Here is a 23822-nt window from a genome sequence, read left to right on the forward strand (position 1 = left end):
GTGCTAGCCCATGAAATCGGAATAGGGTGAGACTGCCGTGGCGGACGCGCAGCAAAGCCGGGACCCGCCCATTCCGAGAGTGGCATTCAACGCATCCGTGAGATCGCCATCGAGCCGTGAGCCCGCATCGGTTCGCGACCCCGTGCGTGTCTTCATCCACGCCACGGCCGCCGGGCGTCTGTCAAAAGCCTCCGCTCCGTGATATGTGGCGCCGTTCCGGGTCACGCGCAGACACGCCCGATCGGTGACGCTGCCGGCCTTGGGCTTCCGCGCACCGTGAGCGCAAAAGGCCACGGTCTGTAGAGACCGGCGGCGATCACTCTGGGTTCGATGGACCGGATCCGTTGCTGACATCGCCGAATTTGGTCCGGGACAAGCATGAACAAGACGGAGAAAGACATGCAGCAAGAGCCTGGAAAACGTGCGGAAACCAAGCCTTCCAAGGCCCCCGTCTTCGCCGTTGCGCCGATGATCGACTGGACTGACAGGCATTGCCGGTTCTTTCACCGGCAGCTGTCCGAACGGGCCGTGCTTTATACGGAAATGGTGGTGGCCGATGCGATTTTGTATGGGCCGCGTGAGCGGCTTCTCGGGCATGATGCGGCCGAGCATCCGGTGGTGCTGCAGCTTGGCGGGTCGAACCCGCAGAAGCTCGTCGAGGCGGTGCGGATCGCGGCCGATTTTGCCTATGACGAGATCAATCTCAATGTCGGCTGCCCCTCCGACCGGGTGCAGAGCGGCACGTTTGGCGCCTGCCTGATGAAGACGCCGGATCTGGTGGCGGAGTGTGTTTCGGCGATGAAGGCCGTCTCGAGCGTGCCGGTGACGGTGAAATGCCGCATTGGCGTCGATGACCAGCAGCCGGAAAAGGTGTTGCCGGCGTTTGTTGCGCAGATGGCGGATGCCGGCGCCGATGCGGTGTGGATCCATGCGCGAAAAGCCTGGCTGCAGGGGCTTTCGCCGAAGGAGAACCGCGATATTCCGCCGCTCGATTATGATCTGGTGCATGCGGTGAAGCGCGAGTTTCCTAATCTTTTCATCGGCATAAACGGTGGAATTGCGGACCTCTCTCAAGCGCTTCAACATCTGAATCACGTCGATGGCGTGATGCTGGGCCGCGCCGCCTACCAGAATGCCGGCCTTCTGGCCGAGGTGGATCACCGCATCCACGGCGCGCCGTGGCAGGCGCCCGACTGGCAGGCGCTGTGCGAGACGATGATGGCCTATGCCGAGCGCGTGATGGCCTCCGGCGGACGGCTGAACCATGTGACGCGCCATATGGTGGGCCTGTTCCAGGGGTTTGCCGGGGCGCGGCGGTATCGCCAGATCCTCTCCTCGGAAGCGACAAAACCCGGCATCGATCCGGAGCTGATCGCGCGGGCCTTTGCCGCCGTGGATATTGCCGGCGGCCCGACGCGGGTGACGGACAGTGCCGCGCGCGCCGACATGGCCGTGAGTGCCTGATCAGGGCCGGGGGCTGATCTCTGCATTGGTTTGCGCGCCCGTCTCCGTCGTGATTTTTGTCAGATAGCGGTGAAGCCTGCGCCAGAAGCGGTTCGGCAGAAGCGAGCGCATCACGGCGGCGGCCGCCACCATCTGATCGGGATCGGCGTGCTTTGCCCAATCGGCGGGCAGCGTGGGCTGGGCGAAACCGGCGAACATGCTTGAGCACAGCCTGACGAATCCATCGGAATAGGTTTTGTTGCAGGTGACGCTCCTGCCGACGCAGACGGGCAGCCCGTCATCGATCATGGCGCCGCAGCAGCGGCCCGCACGGCGGCAGGCCCGCAGCTTGCAACAGAACTGCGGGTGGCCGAGCCCCTCGGCCACCCGGCGAAGATAGGTCTCCTGGGTAAAAAGCTGCTCCGTCATGGTTCTTCCCCTGTTTTTCGCGCAGGCCAAAAACCCGCGCGGCCGCATCGGCCCGTGGTGAAACTTTTGGACATCATCAAACCGGTCGGGCCGCTGAGAGCTGCCGCATAAGGTTTGAAATAAATGACACCTCTCAGCGTCCCGTTCGGCGGTTTATGCTCGCGATTGGGGCCTCTCTGCCTGAACCGAAGGCCAACACCCTTGCCGCCGCCCGCGCCGAAATCTTTTCCCCTGATGGGAAAGATCCGGACGGATCACGGGCGGCCGATGCCCGCCTGCGGTTCCCCTGTGTGCCGCACAGACACGCCCGGCGCGCTTGCTGGACTGGGAAACGGCTAAAGACATCCGATGCCCCGCCATTTCCCCCATGTCGCCGGAGGGAGACCAATTTCCGCGAACCCTTGTCGGAAAGACCTGCGTCGTCTCTTCCCGCCAAGCGCCGGCCCCGCATCGCCGGCACGCCTGCCGGTGTATCCGCTGCGGGACCGGGGCATTATAGGGGCACGGGCAGGGGGTGGGGAAAATGTGAGGGGAGATTTTTTTATTTTCGGGGACGCGCTTGGGGTCTGTTGGAGGGGAACTGCCGCCAACGGTCGTCATCCTCGGGCTCGACCCGAGGATCTGCTGTAGGTGGATATTTTTGTGGAACGTGATCAGGGCCGGGCATCGGGCGTCGCACCTGAGTTAGCCCCCTCTGGCCTGCCGGCCATCTCCCCCACAGGTGGGGAGATCACCGTGGGGTCCGCGTGTTCGTCCCTCGTGAAGGGGGGCGGCAGGTGACAATGAATTCGGGGACGCAGGGCGATGGCTTCCGGCTAATCTCCACACCTGTGGGGGAGATGCCCGGCAGGGCAGAGGGGGGAAAGCCGCGGGTGCTGAGGTTTATGGTGTGCGCGCCAAAACCGTTACTCGATGGTGTTAGGCATAACCGCCGGCGGCGCGCTGTTCGGCGGCTTCCCGCTGGGCGCGGTCGAGATCGCTGTCTTCAGGGGAGGATGTGGCGCTGCCTTGTCCCTCCGCTACGTCCGCCCGTCCGGCATACGGCGAGGGCAGGTGGCGCGTATCGAAATAGGTGCGGAAAGCGTTGATCTTCTCGCCGTCATGTTCGAGTACATTCACCCCGCCATAGGAAAAACGCTCTTCGATTGATTTTGTTACTGAATGTCCAGAATTTGTCGCCAGTCTATGTAAAATATCAAGCGCCCGTGATGCAAAACAACGGATCTAGTCGCCAATCAACAGCCACGTCGAACTACCATCACGATGAGTTCAGCCCAAGTCCGTCTTGTCTTGGTGCGACTTATGGATTTTGAGCAGGATCTGGTCGCTGATTTCTTCCAAGAAATCTCCTTCTTCATGTTCCTCTGCTGGCCAGCTACGATAAAGTGTCTCGTTCAGTAGCGGATAGTTTTCAGCGACAGAGAAGCCCGGCATAACGATCGGCAAGATCCGACCTTTGCGGCCAATATTGCTTTGTATAGCCGAATTAAGTTCCTTATTCGTCCAGCCTTTTTTGGCAAAGGTTTCAGATAAGACCGGCGCAAAATAAAGCGATTTTAACAATCCATTATTTATTTTTTCTACGATGGAATCGCCCCAACTAATGCTGTTTTCGTCGAAGAAAACCCTTACCTCTTTTTCCTCAAGTTTATCTTTAAGCTTCCTAGCTTTTTCTTTGTCTTCGCTCGCATGAGAAAGAAAAACGTCGAACTCTCGAACCATGTCTGCAGATCTCCTTATCCAATTTGTACCCTTTAGCCCGGCAAGAATCGCTTGCTTGCAAAGCTTTGCAACTACTGGATCATCGTTTCCTCGAATTTGTCTGATGTAAGCAAGCCATCCGGTTATGTGCTGCCAAAATTGTTCAGCATTTGCGCTTTCCCCTACGAATAATTTGGCAGCATTTTCCGCGCCATGCTTGCGTGCTGCATGCAGCTTCATGCGTAGGTTGGAGATATCTCTTCTCCAGACATTGGCTTTTTTGTTAACGATTAAGCCAGTTACTTCTTGCCGTTCATACGGAAACTGGATCCTAATCTTGCCTTCATTTATCTCGAAATTGCTTTGTCGAAATGCATCATAAACCGCCGAACTCAGTGTGATCTTTCGATCGCCCTTCTCGGGCTCCCATAATTTAATCAGGGCAGAAGGCACGGTTTTCTGAGATGAAGAAAATGTAATGTCGTCGGCATATCGCGTGTATCTTAGTCTTTCTTTCGCGGCGAGAACGATTAACTGCTTGTCTAGGTTGTGTGCGATTATATTTGCTATTATTGGCGAAGTGGATGCACCCTGCGGCAACCCATTCTCGAATGTAACGATGCGTGCGAGAATGGTTGCAACCCGCTCATTGAACCCGAACATCCGAGAGATAAATAATCCTCGAACTCTGCCAAAGTTTATTGATGGAAAAAAATCCTTTATATCTAGATTTAATACCCATTTTTGTCTCTCGTGATACTTGGCATTTGTGTGAAACGATTCACCCTTTATGTAACCTTTGACAAAAGACTTAGGTTTGTAGTGTGCTGCAAGCACTGCTGCTAGTCTGTCTTGTGCGAGTGCTAATCCACGTAGAGGTCGAGAAATTTGCCTGACACCGCCGGATTTTTTGGGTATCTCGAACTTCTTGTAATAGCTTCCGTTCTCACTGTTTTGAATGACATAGAAAAGCTTGGCGGGATCAAGATTCAGCGCTAACGCTACGTCTTGTACAGAGTGAGCTATTCGCAGTTTGGTTATTGGATCATCGAAAACGGACATGGGAAGAAAGCTTGACCCTCGATCTTTACCTTCGTTGGCTTGCCGGTGTTTGGTCACGCCGGCCCGCGCGCATGTGTACAGACGTTATAGCGAGTTGCCGTGGATTCACCGGCACCAATTAGAGGGTCAAGCTTTCCCGACACTTGAAAAGTTTGTGCAACGTTGTCAAGAGTAAAACACGACGAATTACCGTGGATTGCCGTACACGATTCTGGCTAACATCTTGCGTTAGATATCTGATGTCTTTGCCAATTATATCCGCCACAGCACCCACACCGATCTGCTGCTAGCGCCGTCGTAACACCCTGCACAAGTCATCGAGTGCTGCTGGATTCTAAGCGCCAATCTGCGCGCGTATAGATCAGTAAGTCGTAGACAGAATTGACTGGGCTGGATTGGCGTCCGTTCTCAATCATCATGCATAGATACGGTTACCGTCCCGGCCGTCCCGTTTTGCCCTTGGTCCGCGACTTGCGTTTCTGGTCGCCCGCATCTTCGTAACTGCCGGCGCCGACTTTGCCGCGGACGATGGGGCGGGGGCCGTCCTTGGGGGCGCGGTCGGGCTGGCCTTCGAGGAGGGGTGAAAAGCGTTTGGCGGAGGCGTCGGACGGTTTTTCCGGGAGTTTGCCGGTTACCGGTTTTTCGGTGCGGCCGACGGTCATTTCGTCCAGCGTGTTCTTGCGGAACAAAGGTTTGGTTGCGTCGGTGCCTGGGCCCATGTCGTCGAGGCTGGGTTTGGCGAAATAGGAGGAGCCATTGCCGTCCTCCGCCGGGGCGGAATACCCCTCCCCAAACCTCCCCACGGGGGGGAGGGAGCCGGTCGCGTCCGCCGCACCCTTGTTCTTTCTGTCGCCTTCGGTGGCGCCGTTCCTGCTTTTTCCCTCCGGTTTTCCGCTTGTTCGCGGTCCTTCGGCGCGGGTTGCCTCCTGCCGGGCCATGGGGTCATCCATGGAGGCGAGTTCGACGGCTTTGAGGCGCTTGATTTCGTCGCGCAGGCGAGCGGCTTTTTCGAAGTCGAGGTCGGCTGCCGCATCGCGCATGCTTTTTTCGAGCGCGTTGAGGTGGCTCTGCAGGTTGTTGCCGACGAGGTGGCCGCCATCGGCAAAGCCCTTGCCACCCTGGCCGGTGCCGGAAATGTCGGCGCGGACGTGGTCGCGCTCATAGACGCTGTCGAGAATGTCGGAAATGCGGGCTTTCACCGATTCCGGCGTGATGCCGTGTTCGGTATTGTAGGCCATCTGCTTTTCGCGACGCCGCGCCGTTTCGTCCATGGCGCGCTGCATGGATCCGGTGATCTTGTCGGCGTAGAGGATGACCTTGCCATCAACGTTTCGCGCCGCACGCCCGATGGTCTGGATAAGGGACGTTTCCGAGCGCAAAAAACCTTCCTTGTCGGCGTCCAAAATGGCGACGAAACCGCATTCGGGAATGTCGAGGCCTTCGCGCAAAAGGTTGATGCCGACGAGCACGTCGAAGGCGCCGAGGCGGAGATCGCGGATGATCTCGATGCGCTCCAGCGTGTCGATATCCGAGTGCATGTAGCGCACGCGCACACCCTGCTCGTGGAGATATTCTGTCAGATCCTCGGCCATGCGCTTGGTGAGCACGGTGCAGAGCGTGCGATAGCCTTTTTGCGCGGTCTCGCGGATTTCACCCAAGACATCGTCCACCTGTGTGCGGGCGGAGCGCACTTCCACCGGCGGATCGATGAGGCCCGTGGGGCGGATGACCTGTTCGGCAAAGACGCCGCCGGACTGTTCCATCTCCCAGTTGCCGGGCGTGGCGGAGACGGCGACGGTTGGCGGGCGCATGGCATCCCATTCCTCGAAGCGCAGGGGACGGTTGTCCATGCAGGACGGAAGGCGAAAGCCGTATTCGGCAAGGGTGGCCTTGCGGCGGAAGTCGCCGCGATACATGCCGCCGATCTGCGAGACGGAGACGTGGCTCTCATCGATGAAGAGCAGGGCGTTGTCGGGGATGTATTCAAACAGCGTCGGCGGCGGCTCGCCGGGGCGCCGCCCGGTGAGATAGCGCGAATAGTTCTCGATGCCGGCGCAGGAGCCGGTGGCCTCCATCATCTCGATATCGTAGCGGGTGCGCTGTTCCAGACGCTGGGCTTCGAGCAGGCGGCCGCCTTTTTCCAGCTCGGCGAGGCGCAGCTTCAGCTCTTCCTTGATCGCCTTGATGGCGCCGTTCAGCGTCGGGCGGGGGGTGACATAGTGAGAATTGGCATAGATTTTGACCGATTTCAGGTCGCCGGTCTTCTGGCCGGTGAGCGGATCGAATTCGGTGATCGCATCGATTTCGTCGCCGAACAGCGAGATGCGCCAGGCGGCATCTTCCAGGTGGGCGGGAAAGATTTCGATCGTATCGCCGCGCACCCGGAACGAGCCGCGGGTGAAATCCATGTCGCGGCGCTTGTATTGCTGGGCCACGAGATCGGCGAGAAGCTGGCGCTGGTCGATGCGGTCTCCCAGCTCCATCTGGAAGGTCATGGCGGTGTAGGTTTCCACCGAGCCGATACCGTAGATGCAGGAGACCGACGCGATGATGATGCAGTCGTCACGCTCCAGGATGGCGCGGGTGGCGGCGTGGCGCATGCGGTCGATCTGTTCGTTGATCGAGCTTTCCTTCTCGATGAAGGTGTCGGAGCGCGGCACATAGGCTTCCGGCTGGTAATAATCGTAGTAGGAGACGAAATATTCCACCGCATTGTCGGGGAAAAAGTTCTTGAACTCGGAATAGAGCTGGGCGGCGAGCGTCTTGTTCGGCGCCAGGATGACGGCCGGGCGCTGCGTCGCCTCGATGACTTTTGCCATAGTGAAGGTCTTGCCCGAGCCGGTGACGCCGAGCAGGACCTGGGAGCGCTCGCCGGAATTGATGCCTTCGACGAGATCGCGGATGGCGGTCGGCTGGTCGCCGGCGGGCTCGTAATCGGAGGCCATGCGGATGGGGATGCCGCCCTCGGATTTTTGCGGGCGCGAGGGACGGTGCGGCGTCCACATCTTGCCGTCCTTGAACAGCGGATTGCCGCTCTCGATCAGTTTTGACAGGGCATCGACGGTGGCGGTGACGGCGCCGGGGGCAAGTGATTGCGCGTCCTCCAGCGAAAGATCCATGCCGGCGACGGGATTGAGGCCGGCGGCGGCGCGCGTCTTCGGATCGGAGGAGGCGCCGATGGAGACGCCACGGGAGGTTTTGGAGGCGGTGGTATTCTTGTTGGTGCTCACGGCCGCACCGCCCTTCGGGCTGGCCTCCGCACGCAGCGCCGGACGCCCGGCGGCGGCGGCCTGGCCGCTGCGCTTTGCTCTGTCTGCTTCCTCTTTCGCCTCGCGGATTGCGGCCTCGCGGGCGGCGATCTCGATCTTCTTGCGGTGCTTGCCGGCCTTGGAGGCGATCTCGCGCTGCGTCTCGATGCCGGAGGCTTCCGCTTCGGCTTCCAGCTGCTTCACCCAGTCGGAGACCGAGCCCGAGAGGGGCGCGCCCTCGAAGGCGGCCTGGGGCGCTTCCTCGAAACCGGAGGCAGTTGCCGGGCGGGAGGTCTTGCCCGGATCAAAACTCTGGGCGGCGGATTTTTTCGGAGCTTTTGACATGGCCGGAATATGGAGGCGTTGGCGGCGAAAGGGAAGAGTGGAGCGAAACAAATTGGGAACGGAATGCCGCGCGCGAGGTCATCCTGGCGCAAGATGCGTGTGACCATATCCGCACATTCGAAATCAACGGGCGCCGGGCCGGCGCCTCCTGGAAAGGGACGTCTTCATGGATACGGTCGAGCAGCGCCAGCGCCTGAAGGAAAGCATGCCGCAGACCACGCTCGGGCTGCACCACACGGAAAACTGCCGCTTGCTGCCCAATCGCAGCGAATTGCTGCAGCGTCTGCCGCGCGGTGGCGTGGCGGCCGAGATCGGCGCCGCCTATGGCGATTTCACCGCCGAGATTTTGAGCCTCAACCATCCGGCCCAGCTGCATCTGATCGACGCCTGGGACACCGACCGTTACCGCATCGGGCTCGAGCAGATCCGCGACAAATTCGCGCCGCGCATCGACAAGGGCCAGCTGCAGATCCATCAGGGCTTGTCGACGGTGAAGCTCAAGGAGTTTCCCGACCAGTTCTTCGACTGGGTCTATATCGACACCAACCACACCTTCCACACCACCTGGGAGGAACTGGTGCTCAGCCATCACAAGGTGAAGAAGGACGGGCGCATCTGCGGCCATGATTTCTGCACGGGAAACATCATCACGCCGGTGGTCTATGGCGTCGTCGAGGCGGTGACGAAGTTCTGCCAGGATGCGGGCTGGCAGTTCGAATACCTGACGATGGAATCGCACGGGCATTTTTCCTTCTGCCTGCGCCGTCTCTGAGCGCCTGGCGCGTCATCAACACTTCGTGCGGCCATAAAGGCGTTGGCCTTCGGCGCCGCTTGCTCTACAGACGGCGGCAGGCGGTCCGCGTTCCAGCCCGGGCGACAGGACCCGTCCGCTGCTCTGGAGGCTGATCGCACATGTTGTCCCCCGAAAAACGGCTGGCCCTCAAGCAGAGCATGCCGCGCACCATGCTGTCGCTGCATCATACGGAAAACTGCCGGCTGCTGCCCAACCGCACCGAGCTTCTGAACCGCCTGCCGCATGGCGGCGTGGCGGCCGAGATCGGGGTTGCCTTCGGCGATTATACGCGCGAAATCATGGCGCAGAACAAGCCGCGCCAGCTGCATCTCATCGATGCCTGGGATCTCAGCCGCTACAACGAAGGCTATGAGACCGTGCGCTCCGCCTTTGCCGACGAGATCGCGGCAGAGCGCGTGAAACTGCATGTCGGCGGCTCGACGGACATGCTGCCCAGCTTTGCCGATGCGACCTTCGACTGGGTCTATATCGACACCGACCATTCCTACCTGAACACCTGGAACGAACTGGTGCTGTGCAATGCCAAGGTGAAGCCGGACGGGCGCATCTGCGGCCATGATTTCTGCACCGGCAATGTGCTGAAGCCGGTGGTCTATGGCGTCGTGCAGGCGGTCAACCGCTTCTGCGTCGAGTTCGACTGGCAGTTCGAATTCATGACCGTCGAGCCGGACGCGCATTTTTCCTATTGCTTGAAGCGTCTTTGACGGATCAAGGGCGCGTCAGGGCGCAACCGTGACCCGCACGCCGGCCTGGTCGAGCTGGGCGCGCAGCCCCTTGTCGGGTTCGCCGTCACAGACCAGTTCGTGCACGTCGCCGACATGGGCAAGCTTGACCAGTGCCCTCCGGCCGAACTTGCTGTTGTCTACGGCGAGCAGGATGCGCTCGGACTGGCGCATGGCGGCCTGCACGGCAGCGACTTCCGAATGGTCGTCATCGCCGATGTCGCCGGCCGAATCGATACCGCTGACGGAGATGACCGCGAGGTCGAACTTGAAGCGACCGATAAATTCCGGCGTTTCGGCGCGAAAGACACCCGCATCGACGGGGCGCACGAAACCGCCCGGCACCGCCACGGTAAAATTCGCGCCCTCGCTCAGGAGGGTCGCGACACGCAGCGAATAGGTGACGACGCGCAGTCCCGTATGGCCGAGCAGCGCCTGGGCAATCGCCTCGCAGGTGGTGCCCGTGTCGATGAACACGGCCGAGCCGTTTGCAATGCGGCGCGCCACCGCAAGCCCGATCCGCTCCTTGGCATCGGCATTTTCCACGCGCCGGGCGCGCAGCACCACCGGATCGATGGGCTGGGCCAGCGTCACCCCGCCATGCAGGCGGCGCACCTTGCCCAGCAACTCCAGCTCCTGGACGTCCCGGCGCGCCGTCTGGGTGGTGACGTTGAAATGCCGCCCGATGTCCTCCAGCGAAATATAGCGGACCTGCTCCAGCTGACGCAGGAGTTCCGACTGTCGCCGGGTCTTCTTATCCATTCCTTGCCCCTTGTGGGTATTGCCGCATCTGGGCGTGCAGCTTTTTCAAAAAAGTTAGCCCGTCGTCCACCGCCGGGCAATGGCAGGGACGGCGACATCACACAACAAACAGGGCGGATTGCTCCGCCCTGCGCTGGTGACTGGCTGATAGGAGGGATCAGAACTTGACCTTCAGGCCGGCATTCACGCCATGGGTGCCACCTTCGGAGGAGAAACCTCCGACATAATCGAGCGACAGCGAGGTGTTGTCCTGAAGGCTGACATCGATACCCGCCTTGACGAGGGCCCGGTCGCGATTGACGCCGGCGCCTTCGACGGAGAAGGCCGCGCCGCGGTTGAAGGCGAGCGTGGCATCCGGTGTATCGCCGAAGGCATGGCGCCAGCCGGCTTCCCCAGAGAGGCGGGCCGACTTCTCGCCGAGCTGGATCTCGGTGGAGGCGCGAAGGCCGAGGCTGACGAAGGTCGCATCGTAGTCCGATGCGCCGCCGGACAAAGCTGCCGTGCCGCCGCTTTCGCTGAAGGAGCCGGTGCGGACACGCACATGGGCAAGGCCAGCAAAGGGCTCGATGGTGGCCTGCTCCAGCTTCATCGCATAGGCCGCTTCCCCGAAGACCTGCGCCGTCGTCACATCGACCGACGACCGCAGCGCGTTGGAGAAGCTGCCGAAGGCGACCGTGCGATCGACATCCGCCTGGCCGAAGGCGACCGACGAGCCATAGCTGAGGCGCAGGCCCTGCAGCACGGTCGTGCCGTAGAGGCCGATGAGACCGCTGTCGGCATCGGCGGTTGCGCTATAGCCCTTGCTCGACAGGTGCGAGTAACCGTAGCCGCCCATCACGCCGAGCCGGGTCGTCTCGTCCACGCCGGTATCGCTGCCGAAGAAGACGCCGCCGCTGTTGCGGTTGAGGGCTGCGATGCCATCGCCATCAGTGCGGCCATGCGCACCATAGGCCTGCATCCACGGTTGCCAGACGCCATCGGTAAAGCCCGGAGCGGTGGCGCGAAGGCGGGTCGATACCGCATCCCGACCGAACTGGCTCTGCTCGGCAAAGGCGCCGGCCATCGAGGCGTAGAATTCGCCCGAAAGCTGACGGAAGGCCTGATCCGCGGAAGAGGCTTGCAGCGGCAGGATGGCATCGAACACCGGATCCGCCGAGCCGAGCGCGTCGATGACGGCGGCGACGGCGCGACCATTGGCACTGGTGGCGACATCGGCGAAGTCCACGTCGTTGCGCACCAGCTTCATGCTGATGCTGCTCGCCGAATAGGTGAGATAGGGGTTGAGGAAGGCCGCACTGGAGCCAACCGAACCGAATGTGCCGGTGATGCCGCCGGCCGCCGAGAAGATGGTGTAATCGGTCTGCGGCAGGTAGTTGGTGTTGGTCGGGACGAAGAACAGCGCGCTGTTGTTCAGCGTGATTGCGCCGGTGGCAACCAGGCGATCAGTATTGCCGGCCTGATCCACTTCAACACGGTAGGTCGAGCCCTGTTCGAAGGTGACATTGCCGTTGACGTTCAGCGTGCCGATGGAATTGCCCGGCGCCAGCGTGCCGCCGCTGGCGATCCGCAGGTTGCCGACCGTGCCGGTGCCGCCGAGCGTGCCGCCATCGAGAACCGTGGTGAGCGACGAGCTGGCAATCGACCCGTTGACCGACAGCGTGCCGGCGGCCACCCGCGTTTCGCCGGTGTAGGTGTTGGTGCCCGTGAGGTTGAGGCGGCCGAGGCCTTCCTTGGTGAGTGCGCCGGTGCCGGAAATGGTGCGGGCCATGGTGACGGAATTGCCGGCGGACTGAATGTCGAGCGCGCCACCCGTGCCTTCCAGCACCACATCGCGGTCAAGCGACGTCATGCCGGTGCCGGCGATGCGCAGGCGGCCATCGGCAAGGCGAAGCTTGGCCTGGGACCCGCCAAGGGCTGCATCCTCATCCACAATCACCGTGCCGCCATCCTTGATCAGCGTCTCGTCGATGAAGCTGTGATCGTCGATGCAGTATTCGGCAATCGCCTGCTGGAAGCGCGGATCCTTGCTGGCGCAGTCGAGCAGCGTCTTCTTTTCGTCGAGCGTCAGGTTGGTCAGGATCGGCATGCCGTTGTCGTCGGCGATCTGGCCGAGATAGACATCGGTGCGCATGTTGTTGCGCGTGAGATAGAAGACCTTGTCCTTCTCGTTGAAGACGGCGGCTTCCGAACCCCAGACGAGGCGGCTCTGATCGGCAGCGCCCTGGCCCACTGCATATTTCTGGATGGCCGGGCCGACCCACTTGATGTCATGGGCGGACACCTCGTGGTCGGTAAGCGGCGTCGTGCCGTTATTGGCATAGCCGACCTGGTCGATCACGCCGAGATAGGGATTGTTCGGATCGTCGGCCAGCTGCCACCACTTGCCGAAGGGGCGCGAGACGAGGAAATGGTCGATCTTGCCGCGGTCCCAGCTGGCCCAGGTATTGGTCGCGTCCTCGCCGGCGCTCGGCCAGGTGGTGCTGCCGTCGAGCAGGTCGTGCGGCGCAAACTGCTCGCGCTCGTCGGGATTCTGCAGCAGCATGAACTGCTTCTTCAGGATGTTCATCGTCTGCGGCGTATTGCCGGCCACCGCATAGGTTTCCGGAACGAACATCGTATCCGGAATATCCGTGTTGGACAGGTTCTTGCCGCTGTTGGCCGCGATGAAGGCATCGAGCTGCGTGCGGTCGACGGCATACTGCGTGAGAAGCTGATAGTAGAAGCTATTTCCGGACTGCAGGTAATCGCGCAGCAGCAGCTTCTGCTGATCGACGTGGTTGAGGCCGCGTTCGGAGACGTCTGCCGCATTGAAATCGCCGGTGACGACCAGCGGGCCATCGACGGTCTTTGCCCAGTCGACGATCTTCTTGGCTTCCTGGATGCGGTTGGTCGCTTCGTCGGAATAATCGAGGTGGACGGAGGCGACCGTCGTCTGCGGCAGCATGTTCTGGGCATCGAGCGTGATGTAGCTGAAGCGGTTGCCCTGGCTGCCGCTGCCGTTAACGCCGCCGGCCGTGCCGGTGAGACGCGAGGTGAGGCCGGTATCGCCGGTCTGCGTGCTCGTATAGGTGCCGAGACCGGCATTCTGCAGCACCTGCGGTGCCTGCGCCGCATAAGGGCTGTTGGAGCGAAGTTCCTGCCAGGCGATGATGTCGTAGTTGCCGTTGGCGAGGAAGTTGGAGATCTGCGACAGATCGCTGCGAAACCGCTCGTTCCAGGTGTTGAAGGTCAGCAGGCGAAACGTGCCGTCCTCGGCCAGCGCCGGGCCGGCAAGACCGCAAACACTGGCGCAGCAGAGCGCAATGGCGAGACGCGAAACGCCGGCCCGCTGGTGTGAATTTAAATGTAATTTTTGTGACACTTGCTAGTCCCCAAACCGGCTATATCCAAATGAATTGAAAGACTTTTCGCTTTCCGAGAGGTTATTACAAAGTTAAATGTAACTTTGATGACATTTTGCGCGGACATGTCGTGTTTCGGTCATCGCAGGCGCGCTGTCGCCAAGCCCGTACACATCTGTGTTAGCGCCGCGAAAACCACCCGGCGAGGGTTGAGCCGGATGGCGGTTTCCCTTATCCCTGATGCCGGCTGTGGGGCGGATGCGGTCCATGCCTCCGGTTGCGTTGCCCTTTTCGGCGGTATGGCTGCTTTCGGACGGCGGCCGACAAGAAGGGTCGGGAACCGGGTTGCGGCTGTTGCGTTTCCCGTCCCGAAAAAGACCGCAATCTCAGACCGCTTCCGTCACATTCACGCGTCATGTTCCGTGGGTTACAGAGGATGATCGCATGGCTCCTGCCCAATCCGGCCCGGATAGACCGGACCTTTCCGCCGCGACGCTTGGCGCCCGCCGCTATGGCTATGGGCTGAAGCCAGGCGAAGCGCCGGCCGCCGACGTGGACGCGTTGATGCTGCAGCTGAAGCGCGGCAGCGCCGCCAAGCCGCGTTTCCCGCGCGACGGTATCACCGGGCGGCGCGAGACGATCGGGCGGCTGCTGACCGTACGCGCCGTGGAGGCCAAGGCCGCCCTTGAGGGACGGCCCAATCCGGGCCTTCGCCGCGAGACGCAGCGCGAGGCCGAACGATTTTTCATCCGCGACGTGCTGGGGCGCATCGGGCAGGCCGTTGCCTCGGAAAACGGCTTCTTCGAACGGCTGGCGAGCTTCTGGATCGACCATTTTTCCGTCAGCGCCCGCAAGGCCTATGAGATGCGCATGATCGTGCCGCTGTTCGAGGCGGAAGCGATTCGGCCGAATCTGGCCGGCTCGTTCACGGAGCTTTTGCGCGCGGCCATGCTGCATCCGGCCATGCTGATCTATCTCGATCCCGAACAGCCGGGCGGGCCGGTGGCGACTGCACTGTTGCGCAGCGGCAAGGGGCTGAACGAGGCGCTGGCCCGCGAGCTTCTGGAACTCCACACGCTGGGCAGCGATTCCGGTTACACGCCCGACGACGTGCGCGGCGCCGCCCTCATTCTGGCGGGTCTGTCGCTCGACACGCGTTCGCTGCAGGTGGCGTATCAGCCGCCGCCGGCGGAGCCTGGAACGCTTGCCCTTCTCGGCAAGACCTATGGCGCGGACGGGCGCAGCGGCAGCGACCATCTGGCCATGCTGGAGGATCTGGCAACCCGGCCGGAAACCGCGCGCAACATTTCCACGAAGCTGGTGCGCCATTTCATCGCCGACCAGCCGCCGCCGGAAATCGTCGACCAGATGGTGGCGGCCTGGGCGGAGAGCGGCGGCAATCTCTCCGCCGTCTATCGCGCCATGCTGGAGCATCCGCGCGCCTGGTCGGGCGAAACGGGCAAGGTCATTCCGCCCTTCGATTTCGTCGTCTCGGGCCTGCGCGCCTTCGAGCAGAAAGGCGGCGAATTTTCAGCGCTTGCCAAGGCTGCCGAACTGGAGGCGGCAGAGGAAGCGCCGGTGGCACCCGCCAAGGGACCGGCCCTGCAGCAGCCGGCGGTGGCGCGCGCCCTGACGTTTCGCGCGCTTGCCCGGCTCGGACAGCCGGTGTGGCAGCCGCCAAGCCCGGCGGGCTTTCCCGACGATGTCGAAGCCTGGCTGTCCCCCCGCCAGCTCTCCGAGAGGCTGGCCTGGGCGCGGCTTGCCGCGCGCACGCTCGGGCGCGATCTCGACCCGTCCGCCTTCCTCTCGGCGACCCTTGCCGACGCTGCGCGCGCCGAAACGCGCCAGGTGGTGGCCGAGGCGCCGACCAAGGTGCATGGCGTGACGATGGTGCTTGCCTCACCCGAATTCAACAGGAGATGAGCATGGCCGACACCGCATTTTCGAAGCTGTCGCGCCGCGGCTTTCTTCTGTCGGCGGCAGGTGCCGCAGCCCTGCCGCTGATGCCGCAGCTGTCGCTGGCGGCGACGGCCGGCGACAACCGGTTCGTGACCATCATCCTGCGCGGCGCCATGGATGGACTGGCGCTCGTGCAGCCGCAGAACGATCCGGCACTGAAAAGCCTGAGGCCGGATCTCTGGCTTTCGGCCGAAGATGGCCTGCTTGATCTCGACGCGTCTTTCGGTCTGCATCCGGGAGCGGCCGAGCTGATGCCGCTGTGGCAGGCGCGGGAGCTATGCTTCGTGCATGCGGTGTCGACGCCCTATCGCGGCGGACGCAACCATTTCGAAGGCCAGGACGTGCTGGAGACCGGCAGCATCGAGGGCAGGGCGCTGCGCACCGGCTGGCTGAACCGCGCGCTGTCGCTCGTGCCGCGCTCGTCCTCGCGCAAGGCGCTCGATATCACCGCTGCCATGGAACTGGTGCTCACGGGCCCGAGCGATGCGGATGTCTTTGCCCCATCGTCGGATTTTGCCATGGCACCGGACGAGCTGCAGTTCCTGCAACGGCTCTATGGCGAGGATGCAGGCTTCGAGACGGCGCTTGCCGGTGCGGTAACGGATGGTGCCGCATCCGGCAGTCTTTATGACGACGCCCAGCGCCGCAGCGGCATCGTGGAGACCGCGCGCCTTGCCGGCAGCATGCTGAAGGCCGACTACCGTGTTGCCAGTTTCTCGATCAACGGCTGGGATACCCATGCCGACCAGAAAACGCAGTTTCCGAAGGTCGCCGGGGATCTTGCCGCAGCACTGTTATCTCTGAAGGAAAGCATGGGGGAAGCCTGGGCCAATACGGTGGTCCTGGCCGCCACGGAATTCGGCCGCAGTGTACGCCAGAACGAGCAGGGCGGCACCGAGCACGGCATGGCGAGCGTAGCTGTTCTTGCGGGTGGTACCCTGTCGCGTCCGGCGGGCCCCGGCACGGCAACGGCGGCGGAAGAGGGCGCCGGCGGTCTCGGCGGGCGCGTGCTCGGCCGCTGGCCCGGCCTTGCCGATGCGGCGCTGGCGGATGGGCGTGACCTTGCCGCGACCGGAGACCTGCGCGACATCGCCGCCGCCCTGCTGCATCGGCAGTTCGATATCACGCCGGCAAACCTGACGACGAAGGTGTTTCCCGGCCTGTCGTTCGAAGGGGCCGCCGCCTATCTGTGAGGGATGGGGCGGCGCCACTCAAACGGCAGACGAGGTTCAGGTTCGTGCGCTATTGCTTCCGCACTGACAGCGATCACGCCTGCGGAATGACGGTCGGCTGGCCGGCCGGATCGAGCGCCACCATGATGAACGTGCCTTCGGTCACCTTCTCCAGCCTGCCGATGCGCGCACGGTTGACCCAGGCTTCCACCTGCAGCGTGATCGAGGTGCGGCCGATGCGGGCGATATCGGTGTAGATGGAGAGCGTGTCGCCGATCTTCACCGGCCGCTGAAACGCCATCTCCTTCACGGCAGCCGTGACCACGCGACAGCGCGAGCGTTCGGCGGCGCGGATGCCGGCCGCCAAGTCCATCTGGGCCATGACCCAGCCCCCGAAAATGTCGCCGGCCGGGTTGGCGTCTCCGGGCATGGCAAGCGTCCGAAGCGTCAGTTCTCCTTCGGGGGCGGCGTGGTCTGTCATGCGGGCTCCTTGTCAATTGGGCGGGGTCAAGCGGGCGAGATCAATCCGGCGGGCGGATATGCTGCGCTGCGAAATGCTGTAACTTTAGGGGCGGCCCGAACGGCTGGCAATGGGCTTTCGCGGGCTGCACCAGCCGAGGCTTTATCCCTGCTGTGCGAGGGACAAGTCGTTCACGAAGGAGGCGCGCCCGGTCGATTTGCCCTTGTCGGGCCTTTGCGAAACGTCGATGAAGGACAACGATGATTTGACCCGGGATTTGCTGATGACTGATCTGACGACCGATGCCCATGACCTGCTCGCCCGCTCCCATGATGCCTTCCTGTTCGACATGGACGGAACGCTGATCAATTCGATTGCGGTGGTCGAGCGGGTCTGGCGCGAATGGGCCGTGGCCCATGGGCTGGATGTGGAGGAGTTCATGCGCCGGCTGCATGGCGTGCGCGCCATCGACGTCATCCGCCGCGAGGAAATTGCCGGCATGGATGTCGAGGAAGAGGCGCAGATCATCCTGGACAAGGAACTGGACGATACGGACGGGATCGTTGAAATTGCCGGAGCCGTCGACTTCGTGAATGCCCTGCCGGCCGATCGTTGGGCGATCGTCACATCGGCGCCGCGGGAACTTGCGGTGAAGCGCATGGCCGCCGCCGGCATTCCGACGCCGGGCGTGATGATCTGCGGCGAGGACGTGGCAAACGGCAAGCCGGATCCGGAAGGCTACCGTACGGCGGCCGAGCGCCTAGGCTTTGCGCCAGAACGCTGCGTGGTGTTCGAGGACGCTCCGGCCGGCATTCAGGCCGCCCAGACGCTTCGGGCGGGCGTCGTGGTGATCACCGCCACGCACGACATGCCGGTCGAGGGGAACGAGTTCGACACGGTGGACTATCTGGGGCTTTCCGCTTCCGTCACGCCCTCCGGCGAGCTTCGGCTGAACCGCCGCTGAGCCATCATTCTCCAGCGGCGGCCCGGGGCGTTTCGGCGACGGCCGGGCGCTTGCCGGCCCGGATGTGGCGGATCGACATGTCCGGCCCAAGCCGAACGCCCAGCGCACTTTTGGGCACCGCAATGCGCTGCGCCAGATAGATGCTGGAATGGCCGCTGCAGAGATAGGCGAGGAAACAGGCGGTCGCGAGATAGACGGCGTGGGTGGCGCCGAACAGTTCGATGCCCATGATCAGGCAGGCGAGCGGCGTGTTGGTGGCGCCGGCAAAGACGGCGACGAAGCCGAGCCCGGCAAACAGATCCACCGGCGCGCCGAAAAGCCCGGCAAGCGCGCTTCCAAGCCCGGCGCCGATGAAGAAAAGCGGTGTCACCTCGCCACCCTTGAAGCCGGCGCTCAAGGTGACGATGGTAAACAGCGCCTTCCAGGCCCAGCTGACAGAATCGATGTGATCGGGCCGGAAGAAGCCGAGGATCGTCGCGTCATCCGGATCGGGCGACCAGACGCCGAGGCCGAGATAGGCGCGGGTGCCTGCGAGATAGACAAGGCCGAGAAGAATGAGACTGGCGACCACGGGGCGCAGCGGTGGATAGGCGATCAGCGTCTTGAAGGCGCCGGACGCCCGGTGTGACAGTTCGGCGAATGCATGGGCGGCAAGCCCGAAGACGACACCGGCTACGGCCACTTTCAGCATCAGCAGCGGTGCGAACGTCAAGCCGGAGCGCGCATCTCCCGTCACGCCGGACAGCGCCGCAATGGCATAATGCGTATGGGTGATGCCGAGCGCCTGGCAGGTCCAATCGGCGATAATGGCCGCGAGAAGGGCGGGCAGCAGCGCCTCGTATTGCATGCGCCCGATAGCCAGCACTTCCAGTGCAAAGACCGCACCGGCAATCGGCGTGCCGAAGACGGCGCCGAAACCGGCGGCGATGCCGGCCATCAGCAGAATGCGGATCTCCGGCGCCGACAGGCCAAACAGGCGGGCAAAGGCGCTCGCAAGACTGCCGCCGAGCTGCACCGCCGTCCCCTCGCGCCCGGCCGAGCCACCGACAAGATGCGTCAGCACGGTGGAGACGAGAATGAAGGGCGCCATGCGCAGCGGCACGCCGCCACCCGGCTGGTGGATCTCCTCGACGATGAGATTGTTGCCTGCTTCGGCAGTGTGGCCGAAGCGCTGATAGCACCAGACCATCGCAAAACCGGCGAACGGCATGGCATAGATGAGCGAGGGATGGGCAAAGCGCAGCCGGGTTGCCGCATCAAGGCTTGTGAGAAACAGCGCGACCAGCGCCCCGACGGAGACCGCCATCGGCACGACGAGGCACACCCAGCGTCCAAGGCGGCTGATCTGGCGCAGCCGAAGACCGAAAAGCTTCGGCAGGAGCGCCAGAGTGGCGCGCGGCAGGCGGGCGTTGAGATGGGAAGAGAAACGAAAAATTCCAGGCACAATCCTACTCCTTGGCGCCGAGGCGCGTGTTGAGTAGGAGTCATCAGCTTCATCGGGGAAGCGGTTCGGCGTGATGCCCGGCAGAATCCATTACCGTTGGAATTGCCATATCCGTTCGCTGCGGCGCATGTCAATCGCTGCACTGCAGCAGAGGATGGATCATCCCAGCCGCGTCAGGCCGTTTTCGCTGCGGATGATGTTGACGAGGGTGCGCAGCGCCGGGTGGCCGTGGCGGCGGCTGTCGTAATAGATGTGGAAGGCATCGCCGGGCGATGCGTGCTCGGGCAGAACGATTTCAAGCTGGCCTGAGGCAAGCTCTTCGGCAATGCGCGCCTCCAGCAGGTAGGCAAGGCCGAGGCCGGCACGTGCCGCGGCGATGGTGGTGGCCGTGTCGTTGATGGTAATGAGGCCCGGCACCCGCACACGCTCGGCGGATTCATTTTCTCCAAGCTCCCAGCGGTAGAGGGAATTGTCGCCGAGCAGCAGCTGTAGGCCGGTATGGCGTGACAGATCGGCGGGCGAGGCGGGCCGTCCGTTGGCATCCAGATAGCAGGGAGCGGCGGCAATCACCCAGCGCTGCGGCCCGGTGAGCGCCACGGCCACCATGTCTTCCGGCACGTGATGGCCATAGCGGATGCCGGCATCATAGCCCTCGGCGGCAATCTCGATCGGGCGGTCGTCGACGACCACGGTCAGGCGCACATCCGGGCACTGGCGGGCAAATTCCGGCAAGGCGGGCGCGATGAGCAGGTGCGCCGCATCGGCAAAGACATTGATGCGCAGATCGCCGAAGCGCCCGGCGCCGGGCGCTTCCAGCGCCTCGAGCGCCGAGCCGATGGCATCGAAACCGTCGCCGATCTTGCGGGCAAGCTCCAGGCCGAGATCAGTGGGGGAAACGGCGCGGCTGGTGCGGTTGAGCAGCTTGGCGTCAAGCCGTGCCTCCAGCCGGCGCATGGCATGGCTTGCAGCCGACGCCGTGAGCCCAAGCTCGAAGGCTGCCATCTTGAAGCTGCGCCGCCGCACGATGGTGAGGAAAAGTCTGAGATCAGCGAAATCGACGCGGTCGACGGGATGCATGAAACTGGTTCATCGTTTGAATGAAAGACAAGCAAGTTAAACCATGCCCCATCCGGGCCTGCAACCGCTATGATGACACGTCATCATCTGACCGCAGGAGGAGGAACCATGCCGGCATTCGACCAGATCAGCCTGCCCGATTTGAAGGGCAAGCGTGTGCTCGTGACAGGTGGCTCGACGGGGATCGGAGCAGCCGTGGCGCTGGCCTTTGCCGCGCAAGGCGCCAAGGTGGCGCTGCATTACAATGAAAGCATCGCCGCCGCAGCCGCCGTCCAGGAACACTATCCGCAATACATCTTCCTCGTGAAGGGCGATATGAGTGCTGCCGGCGTTGCCGAACGCGTCGTGAAAGAGGCGGCGGCACTGCTTGGCGGACTCGACGGGCTCATCAACAATGCCGGCGGCATGCTCGGCCGCATTCCGACGACCGAAATGACCGCTGACCATTTCGACCGGGTGATGGACCTCAACGCCAAATCGGTCTGGGAGGCGACCGTTGCCGCCCATCCGCTGCTTTCGGCCGCCGGTGGTGGCTTCATCATCAACACATCCTCGATCGCCGCGCGAAACGGCGGCGGCGGTGGCGCGGTGATCTATGCGGCGGCGAAAGCCTTTGTCAGCAGTCTGACGCGCGGGCAGGCAAAAGAATTCGTGAAAGACCGCATCCGCGTCAACGCAGTTGCCCCGGGGCTGATCCAGACACCGTTCCACGATCGCTATACTCCGCCGGATGTGATGGCCGCCCAGCGCGGCACCATACCGATGGGGCGTGAGGGCACGCCGGAGGAATGCGTCGGCGCCTTCCTCTTCCTCGCCTCGGAAACTCTGTCCGGCTACATCACCGGGCAGGTGATCGAGGTGAATGGCGGACAATTGATGCCGTAAGGAGAATGACAGACATGCAATACAGAACATTTGGGAAAACCGGCCGCACGGTTTCGGATATCGGCTTCGGCGCCTGGGCGATCGGCGGATCGTGGGGCGACGTCTCGGAAGAGGATGCGCGCGCGGCGCTGAACGCGGCCCTCGACGCCGGCACCACCTTCATCGACACGGCGGATGTCTATGGCGACGGACGCTCGGAAAAGATCATTGCCGGCGTGCTGAAGGCGCGCGGCGGCGAGCGGCCTTACGTTGCGACAAAGGCCGGGCGCCGGCTCTCTCCGCATGTGGCGGAGGGCTATACGGCGGAAAACCTCACCGGCTTTGTCGAGCGCTCGCTGAAGAATCTCGAAACCGATTGCCTCGACCTCGTGCAATTGCACTGCCCGCCGACGGAGGTCTATTACCGGCCGGACGTGTTCGAGGCGATGGAGAGAATGATCGAGGCGGGAAAAATCCGCCACTACGGCGTCTCGGTGGAAAAGGTCGAGGAGGGCCTGAAGGCGATCGCCTATCCGGGTGTTGCCTCGGTGCAGATCATCTACAACATCTTTCGCCAGCGCCCGGCGGAGCTGTTCTTCCGCGAGGCGAAAGCCAAGGATGTAGCGGTCATCGTGCGCGTGCCGCTGGCCTCCGGTCTGCTGACCGGCAAGATGAGCACTGACACCGCTTTTGCCAAGGACGACCACCGCGCCTTCAATCGCCATGGCGAGGCTTTTGACAAGGGCGAGACCTTTGCCGGCGTGCCCTATGATGTCGCGCTGTCGGCCGTCGAGGAGATCCGTCCCCTGGTGTGGGAAAACGAGACCATGGCGCAGTTTGCGCTGCGCTATATCCTGATGAGCGATGCCGTCTCGACCGTCATTCCGGGCGCAAAGAACGCGGCGCAGGCCAAGGGTAATGCGCAGGCAAGCGATCTGCCCGCCCTGTCGGCCGAAACGATGGCGGCGCTTCGCGCGCTGTATGAAAGCCGCATTGCACCGCACGTCCACCACGCCTGGTAGGCGATGGAATCGGATCCGCCGGGCTCGTTCGGGCGCGGCGGATCGGTCTTTGCGTGCTCCCGGCGGCAAGATCGCCGCACGCTTGGCGCACAGCTCCGGCCTTTAGCTGAGCGCCTTTTCGTAATCGAAGGTGATGAACAGCCCCTGCGCCGAGGCATCATAGGCCCCTTCGATCTTGATCCCCTGCGTAAGGAGGTCGGCGACGCGGCTGCGGAATTCGTTCGATTTCAACTGCTGGCCGGCCTGGAGAATGGCGCCGTCGAAGCGGATGTCCAGCCGTTCGCCGACGGTATGAGCTGCACCCACGCCACCGCTGCGAAACAGTTCGATGCCGTGCTTGGTGACCTTGAGGGTGCCGACATTCAGTTCACCGAGGCTTGCATGCTTACCGATGACCATGATGAGCACATCATCGTTCAATAGCGACAGGAGGGCAGCCTTGGCCTTGGCCTGCGCCTTGCGCAGTTCGGCGCTGACGCGATCGGCGGCACGTTGCCGTTCGAACTCCCGCTCGGACTGCGCGGCCGCGACCGTTGCGGCAATGCGTGCGCGAAGGTTGGACGGCTGGGCCTGGGCGGTTTCGATGAGCCGCGGTTTACCGGACTGTTCCGGGGCATCGGACATGGTCACTGCCGGTCCATCCGGGTGGGGCGGGTTCATGGGCGTATTCCTGTCTGCAAGCTTTGTTCGATTTAGGGTTCGACGGCCTGGGTGGAGAAGAGTCCTGCACCCTTGATTCGGACAGTCGCGGTGGCCGATGCAGGCAAAACGCGTTCGGCCTGGCATGCTTCAGAGATCAAGCATGTCCGACGGCGGCGCCTTTGGCTCTTTCGCCGGTTTTGCGGCCGGCGTGCTGCGCTTCCTCGCGCCGGAACCATCGACTTCACCGGTGTCGGTGGCGAGTTTTTTCCCCAGCGCCGTCTTCTCCTCGAGGCTGGGCGACGTATCCGGCCGAGCGTTTTCAAACTTGATCATGGTGTTCTCCGACATGCG

The 23822-nt window shown here is 62.7% G+C and carries 19 protein-coding genes and 1 riboswitch; of the genes, 8 read left to right on the forward strand and 11 right to left on the reverse strand.

Going from position 1 to position 23822, the window contains the following annotated elements:
* Window positions 1–399 precede the first annotated feature (399 nt).
* The gene (gene dusA, locus ACEXP3_RS14395; protein ID WP_377297909.1) at window positions 400–1464 is read left to right on the forward strand and encodes a tRNA dihydrouridine(20/20a) synthase DusA; all 1065 of its coding nucleotides are present in this window, start codon (window positions 400–402) and stop codon (window positions 1462–1464) included.
* On the opposite strand, the gene ACEXP3_RS14400 is transcribed toward dusA, so the two are convergent.
* The 4 genes from ACEXP3_RS14400 to uvrB all read right to left on the reverse strand — a co-directional run bounded on the left by ACEXP3_RS14400 (window position 1465) and on the right by uvrB (window position 8228).
* Entirely contained in the window at window positions 1465–1872 is a 408-nt protein-coding gene (locus ACEXP3_RS14400; RefSeq protein ID WP_377297910.1) for a hypothetical protein, read from the reverse strand. It lies immediately after the preceding gene.
* 918 nt (window positions 1873–2790) lie between these two features.
* Window positions 2791–2991, reverse strand: a complete 201-nt coding sequence (locus ACEXP3_RS14405; protein WP_377297911.1) for a hypothetical protein — start codon at window positions 2989–2991, stop codon at window positions 2791–2793.
* Window positions 2992–3141: 150 nt separating this feature from the next.
* The gene (locus ACEXP3_RS14410; protein ID WP_377297912.1) at window positions 3142–4635 is read right to left on the reverse strand and encodes a TIR domain-containing anti-phage reverse transcriptase; all 1494 of its coding nucleotides are present in this window, start codon (window positions 4633–4635) and stop codon (window positions 3142–3144) included.
* A gap of 431 nt (window positions 4636–5066) precedes the next feature.
* Entirely contained in the window at window positions 5067–8228 is a 3162-nt protein-coding gene (gene uvrB / locus ACEXP3_RS14415) for an excinuclease ABC subunit UvrB (protein WP_377297913.1), read from the reverse strand.
* A 166-nt stretch (window positions 8229–8394) separates the two neighbouring features.
* On the opposite strand from uvrB, the gene ACEXP3_RS14420 reads away from it, so the two are divergent.
* Both ACEXP3_RS14420 and ACEXP3_RS14425 read left to right on the forward strand, forming a co-directional pair.
* Entirely contained in the window at window positions 8395–9000 is a 606-nt protein-coding gene (locus ACEXP3_RS14420; protein ID WP_377297914.1) for a class I SAM-dependent methyltransferase, read from the forward strand.
* Between the two features lie 140 nt (window positions 9001–9140).
* Window positions 9141–9746 (forward strand): class I SAM-dependent methyltransferase, encoded by a 606-nt coding sequence (locus ACEXP3_RS14425; protein ID WP_377297915.1) that lies wholly within the window; start codon window positions 9141–9143, stop codon window positions 9744–9746.
* 15 nt (window positions 9747–9761) lie between these two features.
* Here the strand turns inward: ACEXP3_RS14425 and ACEXP3_RS14430 are convergent, their stop codons facing one another.
* Entirely contained in the window at window positions 9762–10526 is a 765-nt protein-coding gene (locus tag ACEXP3_RS14430; RefSeq protein WP_210104870.1) for a DeoR/GlpR family DNA-binding transcription regulator, read from the reverse strand.
* Between the two features lie 157 nt (window positions 10527–10683).
* Window positions 10684–13887 (reverse strand): autotransporter domain-containing protein, encoded by a 3204-nt coding sequence (locus ACEXP3_RS14435; RefSeq protein ID WP_377297916.1) that lies wholly within the window; start codon window positions 13885–13887, stop codon window positions 10684–10686.
* 424 nt (window positions 13888–14311) lie between these two features.
* Between ACEXP3_RS14435 and ACEXP3_RS14440 the strand changes: the two genes are divergently transcribed.
* Entirely contained in the window at window positions 14312–15790 is a 1479-nt protein-coding gene (locus tag ACEXP3_RS14440) for a DUF1800 domain-containing protein (protein ID WP_377297917.1), read from the forward strand.
* Between the two features lie 2 nt (window positions 15791–15792).
* On the forward strand, window positions 15793–17019 hold the full coding sequence (locus ACEXP3_RS14445; RefSeq protein ID WP_377297918.1) for a DUF1501 domain-containing protein: 1227 nt from the start codon (window positions 15793–15795) through the stop codon (window positions 17017–17019).
* A gap of 73 nt (window positions 17020–17092) precedes the next feature.
* Here the strand turns inward: ACEXP3_RS14445 and ACEXP3_RS14450 are convergent, their stop codons facing one another.
* Window positions 17093–17479 (reverse strand): acyl-CoA thioesterase, encoded by a 387-nt coding sequence (locus ACEXP3_RS14450; protein WP_210104873.1) that lies wholly within the window; start codon window positions 17477–17479, stop codon window positions 17093–17095.
* 262 nt (window positions 17480–17741) lie between these two features.
* Between ACEXP3_RS14450 and ACEXP3_RS14455 the strand changes: the two genes are divergently transcribed.
* A complete protein-coding gene (locus ACEXP3_RS14455) occupies window positions 17742–18422 on the forward strand; it encodes an HAD family hydrolase (protein WP_377297919.1) in 681 nt (226 codons plus the stop codon).
* A gap of 4 nt (window positions 18423–18426) precedes the next feature.
* Here the strand turns inward: ACEXP3_RS14455 and ACEXP3_RS14460 are convergent, their stop codons facing one another.
* Both ACEXP3_RS14460 and ACEXP3_RS14465 read right to left on the reverse strand, forming a co-directional pair.
* Window positions 18427–19866 carry a voltage-gated chloride channel family protein gene (locus ACEXP3_RS14460; protein WP_377297920.1) on the reverse strand — a complete coding sequence of 480 codons (1440 nt, stop codon included), beginning with the start codon at window positions 19864–19866 and terminating at the stop codon, window positions 18427–18429.
* 27 nt (window positions 19867–19893) lie between these two features.
* Window positions 19894–19970, reverse strand: a riboswitch (Fluoride riboswitch).
* A gap of 55 nt (window positions 19971–20025) precedes the next feature.
* Window positions 20026–20943 carry a LysR family transcriptional regulator gene (locus ACEXP3_RS14465; protein ID WP_377297921.1) on the reverse strand — a complete coding sequence of 306 codons (918 nt, stop codon included), beginning with the start codon at window positions 20941–20943 and terminating at the stop codon, window positions 20026–20028.
* A 108-nt stretch (window positions 20944–21051) separates the two neighbouring features.
* Between ACEXP3_RS14465 and ACEXP3_RS14470 the strand changes: the two genes are divergently transcribed.
* Together ACEXP3_RS14470 and ACEXP3_RS14475 are read left to right on the forward strand one after the other, a co-directional pair.
* Window positions 21052–21828, forward strand: a complete 777-nt coding sequence (locus ACEXP3_RS14470) for an SDR family NAD(P)-dependent oxidoreductase (protein WP_377297922.1) — start codon at window positions 21052–21054, stop codon at window positions 21826–21828.
* Window positions 21829–21842: 14 nt separating this feature from the next.
* Window positions 21843–22829, forward strand: a complete 987-nt coding sequence (locus ACEXP3_RS14475; RefSeq protein ID WP_377297923.1) for an aldo/keto reductase — start codon at window positions 21843–21845, stop codon at window positions 22827–22829.
* A gap of 102 nt (window positions 22830–22931) precedes the next feature.
* Here the strand turns inward: ACEXP3_RS14475 and ACEXP3_RS14480 are convergent, their stop codons facing one another.
* Together ACEXP3_RS14480 and ACEXP3_RS14485 are read right to left on the reverse strand one after the other, a co-directional pair.
* Window positions 22932–23489 carry a hypothetical protein gene (locus tag ACEXP3_RS14480; RefSeq protein WP_377297924.1) on the reverse strand — a complete coding sequence of 186 codons (558 nt, stop codon included), beginning with the start codon at window positions 23487–23489 and terminating at the stop codon, window positions 22932–22934.
* Window positions 23490–23618: 129 nt separating this feature from the next.
* Window positions 23619–23804: a hypothetical protein gene (locus ACEXP3_RS14485; RefSeq protein ID WP_377297925.1), complete on the reverse strand. Its 186-nt coding sequence runs from the start codon at window positions 23802–23804 to the stop codon at window positions 23619–23621.
* Window positions 23805–23822 lie beyond the last annotated feature (18 nt).

The organism is Neorhizobium fuzhouense (assembly GCF_042611105.1).
GTDB lineage: Bacteria > Pseudomonadota > Alphaproteobacteria > Rhizobiales > Rhizobiaceae > Neorhizobium > Neorhizobium galegae_A.

Bases quoted from the DNA above. Each gene is read 5' to 3' on its own strand.
- dusA (WP_377297909.1), top strand. From the start codon at position 400: ATGCAGCAAGAGCCTGGAAAACGTGCGGAAACCAAGCCTTCCAAGGCC.
- ACEXP3_RS14400 (WP_377297910.1), bottom strand. From the start codon at position 1,872: ATGACGGAGCAGCTTTTTACCCAGGAGACCTATCTTCGCCGGGTGGCC.
- ACEXP3_RS14410 (WP_377297912.1), bottom strand. From the start codon at position 4,635: ATGTCCGTTTTCGATGATCCAATAACCAAACTGCGAATAGCTCACTCT.
- uvrB (WP_377297913.1), bottom strand. From the start codon at position 8,228: ATGTCAAAAGCTCCGAAAAAATCCGCCGCCCAGAGTTTTGATCCGGGC.
- ACEXP3_RS14420 (WP_377297914.1), top strand. From the start codon at position 8,395: ATGGATACGGTCGAGCAGCGCCAGCGCCTGAAGGAAAGCATGCCGCAG.
- ACEXP3_RS14425 (WP_377297915.1), top strand. From the start codon at position 9,141: ATGTTGTCCCCCGAAAAACGGCTGGCCCTCAAGCAGAGCATGCCGCGC.
- ACEXP3_RS14430 (WP_210104870.1), bottom strand. From the start codon at position 10,526: ATGGATAAGAAGACCCGGCGACAGTCGGAACTCCTGCGTCAGCTGGAG.
- ACEXP3_RS14440 (WP_377297917.1), top strand. From the start codon at position 14,312: ATGGCTCCTGCCCAATCCGGCCCGGATAGACCGGACCTTTCCGCCGCG.
- ACEXP3_RS14445 (WP_377297918.1), top strand. From the start codon at position 15,793: ATGGCCGACACCGCATTTTCGAAGCTGTCGCGCCGCGGCTTTCTTCTG.
- ACEXP3_RS14450 (WP_210104873.1), bottom strand. From the start codon at position 17,479: ATGACAGACCACGCCGCCCCCGAAGGAGAACTGACGCTTCGGACGCTT.
- ACEXP3_RS14455 (WP_377297919.1), top strand. From the start codon at position 17,742: ATGACTGATCTGACGACCGATGCCCATGACCTGCTCGCCCGCTCCCAT.
- ACEXP3_RS14465 (WP_377297921.1), bottom strand. From the start codon at position 20,943: ATGCATCCCGTCGACCGCGTCGATTTCGCTGATCTCAGACTTTTCCTC.
- ACEXP3_RS14470 (WP_377297922.1), top strand. From the start codon at position 21,052: ATGCCGGCATTCGACCAGATCAGCCTGCCCGATTTGAAGGGCAAGCGT.
- ACEXP3_RS14475 (WP_377297923.1), top strand. From the start codon at position 21,843: ATGCAATACAGAACATTTGGGAAAACCGGCCGCACGGTTTCGGATATC.
- ACEXP3_RS14480 (WP_377297924.1), bottom strand. From the start codon at position 23,489: ATGAACCCGCCCCACCCGGATGGACCGGCAGTGACCATGTCCGATGCC.
- ACEXP3_RS14485 (WP_377297925.1), bottom strand. From the start codon at position 23,804: ATGATCAAGTTTGAAAACGCTCGGCCGGATACGTCGCCCAGCCTCGAG.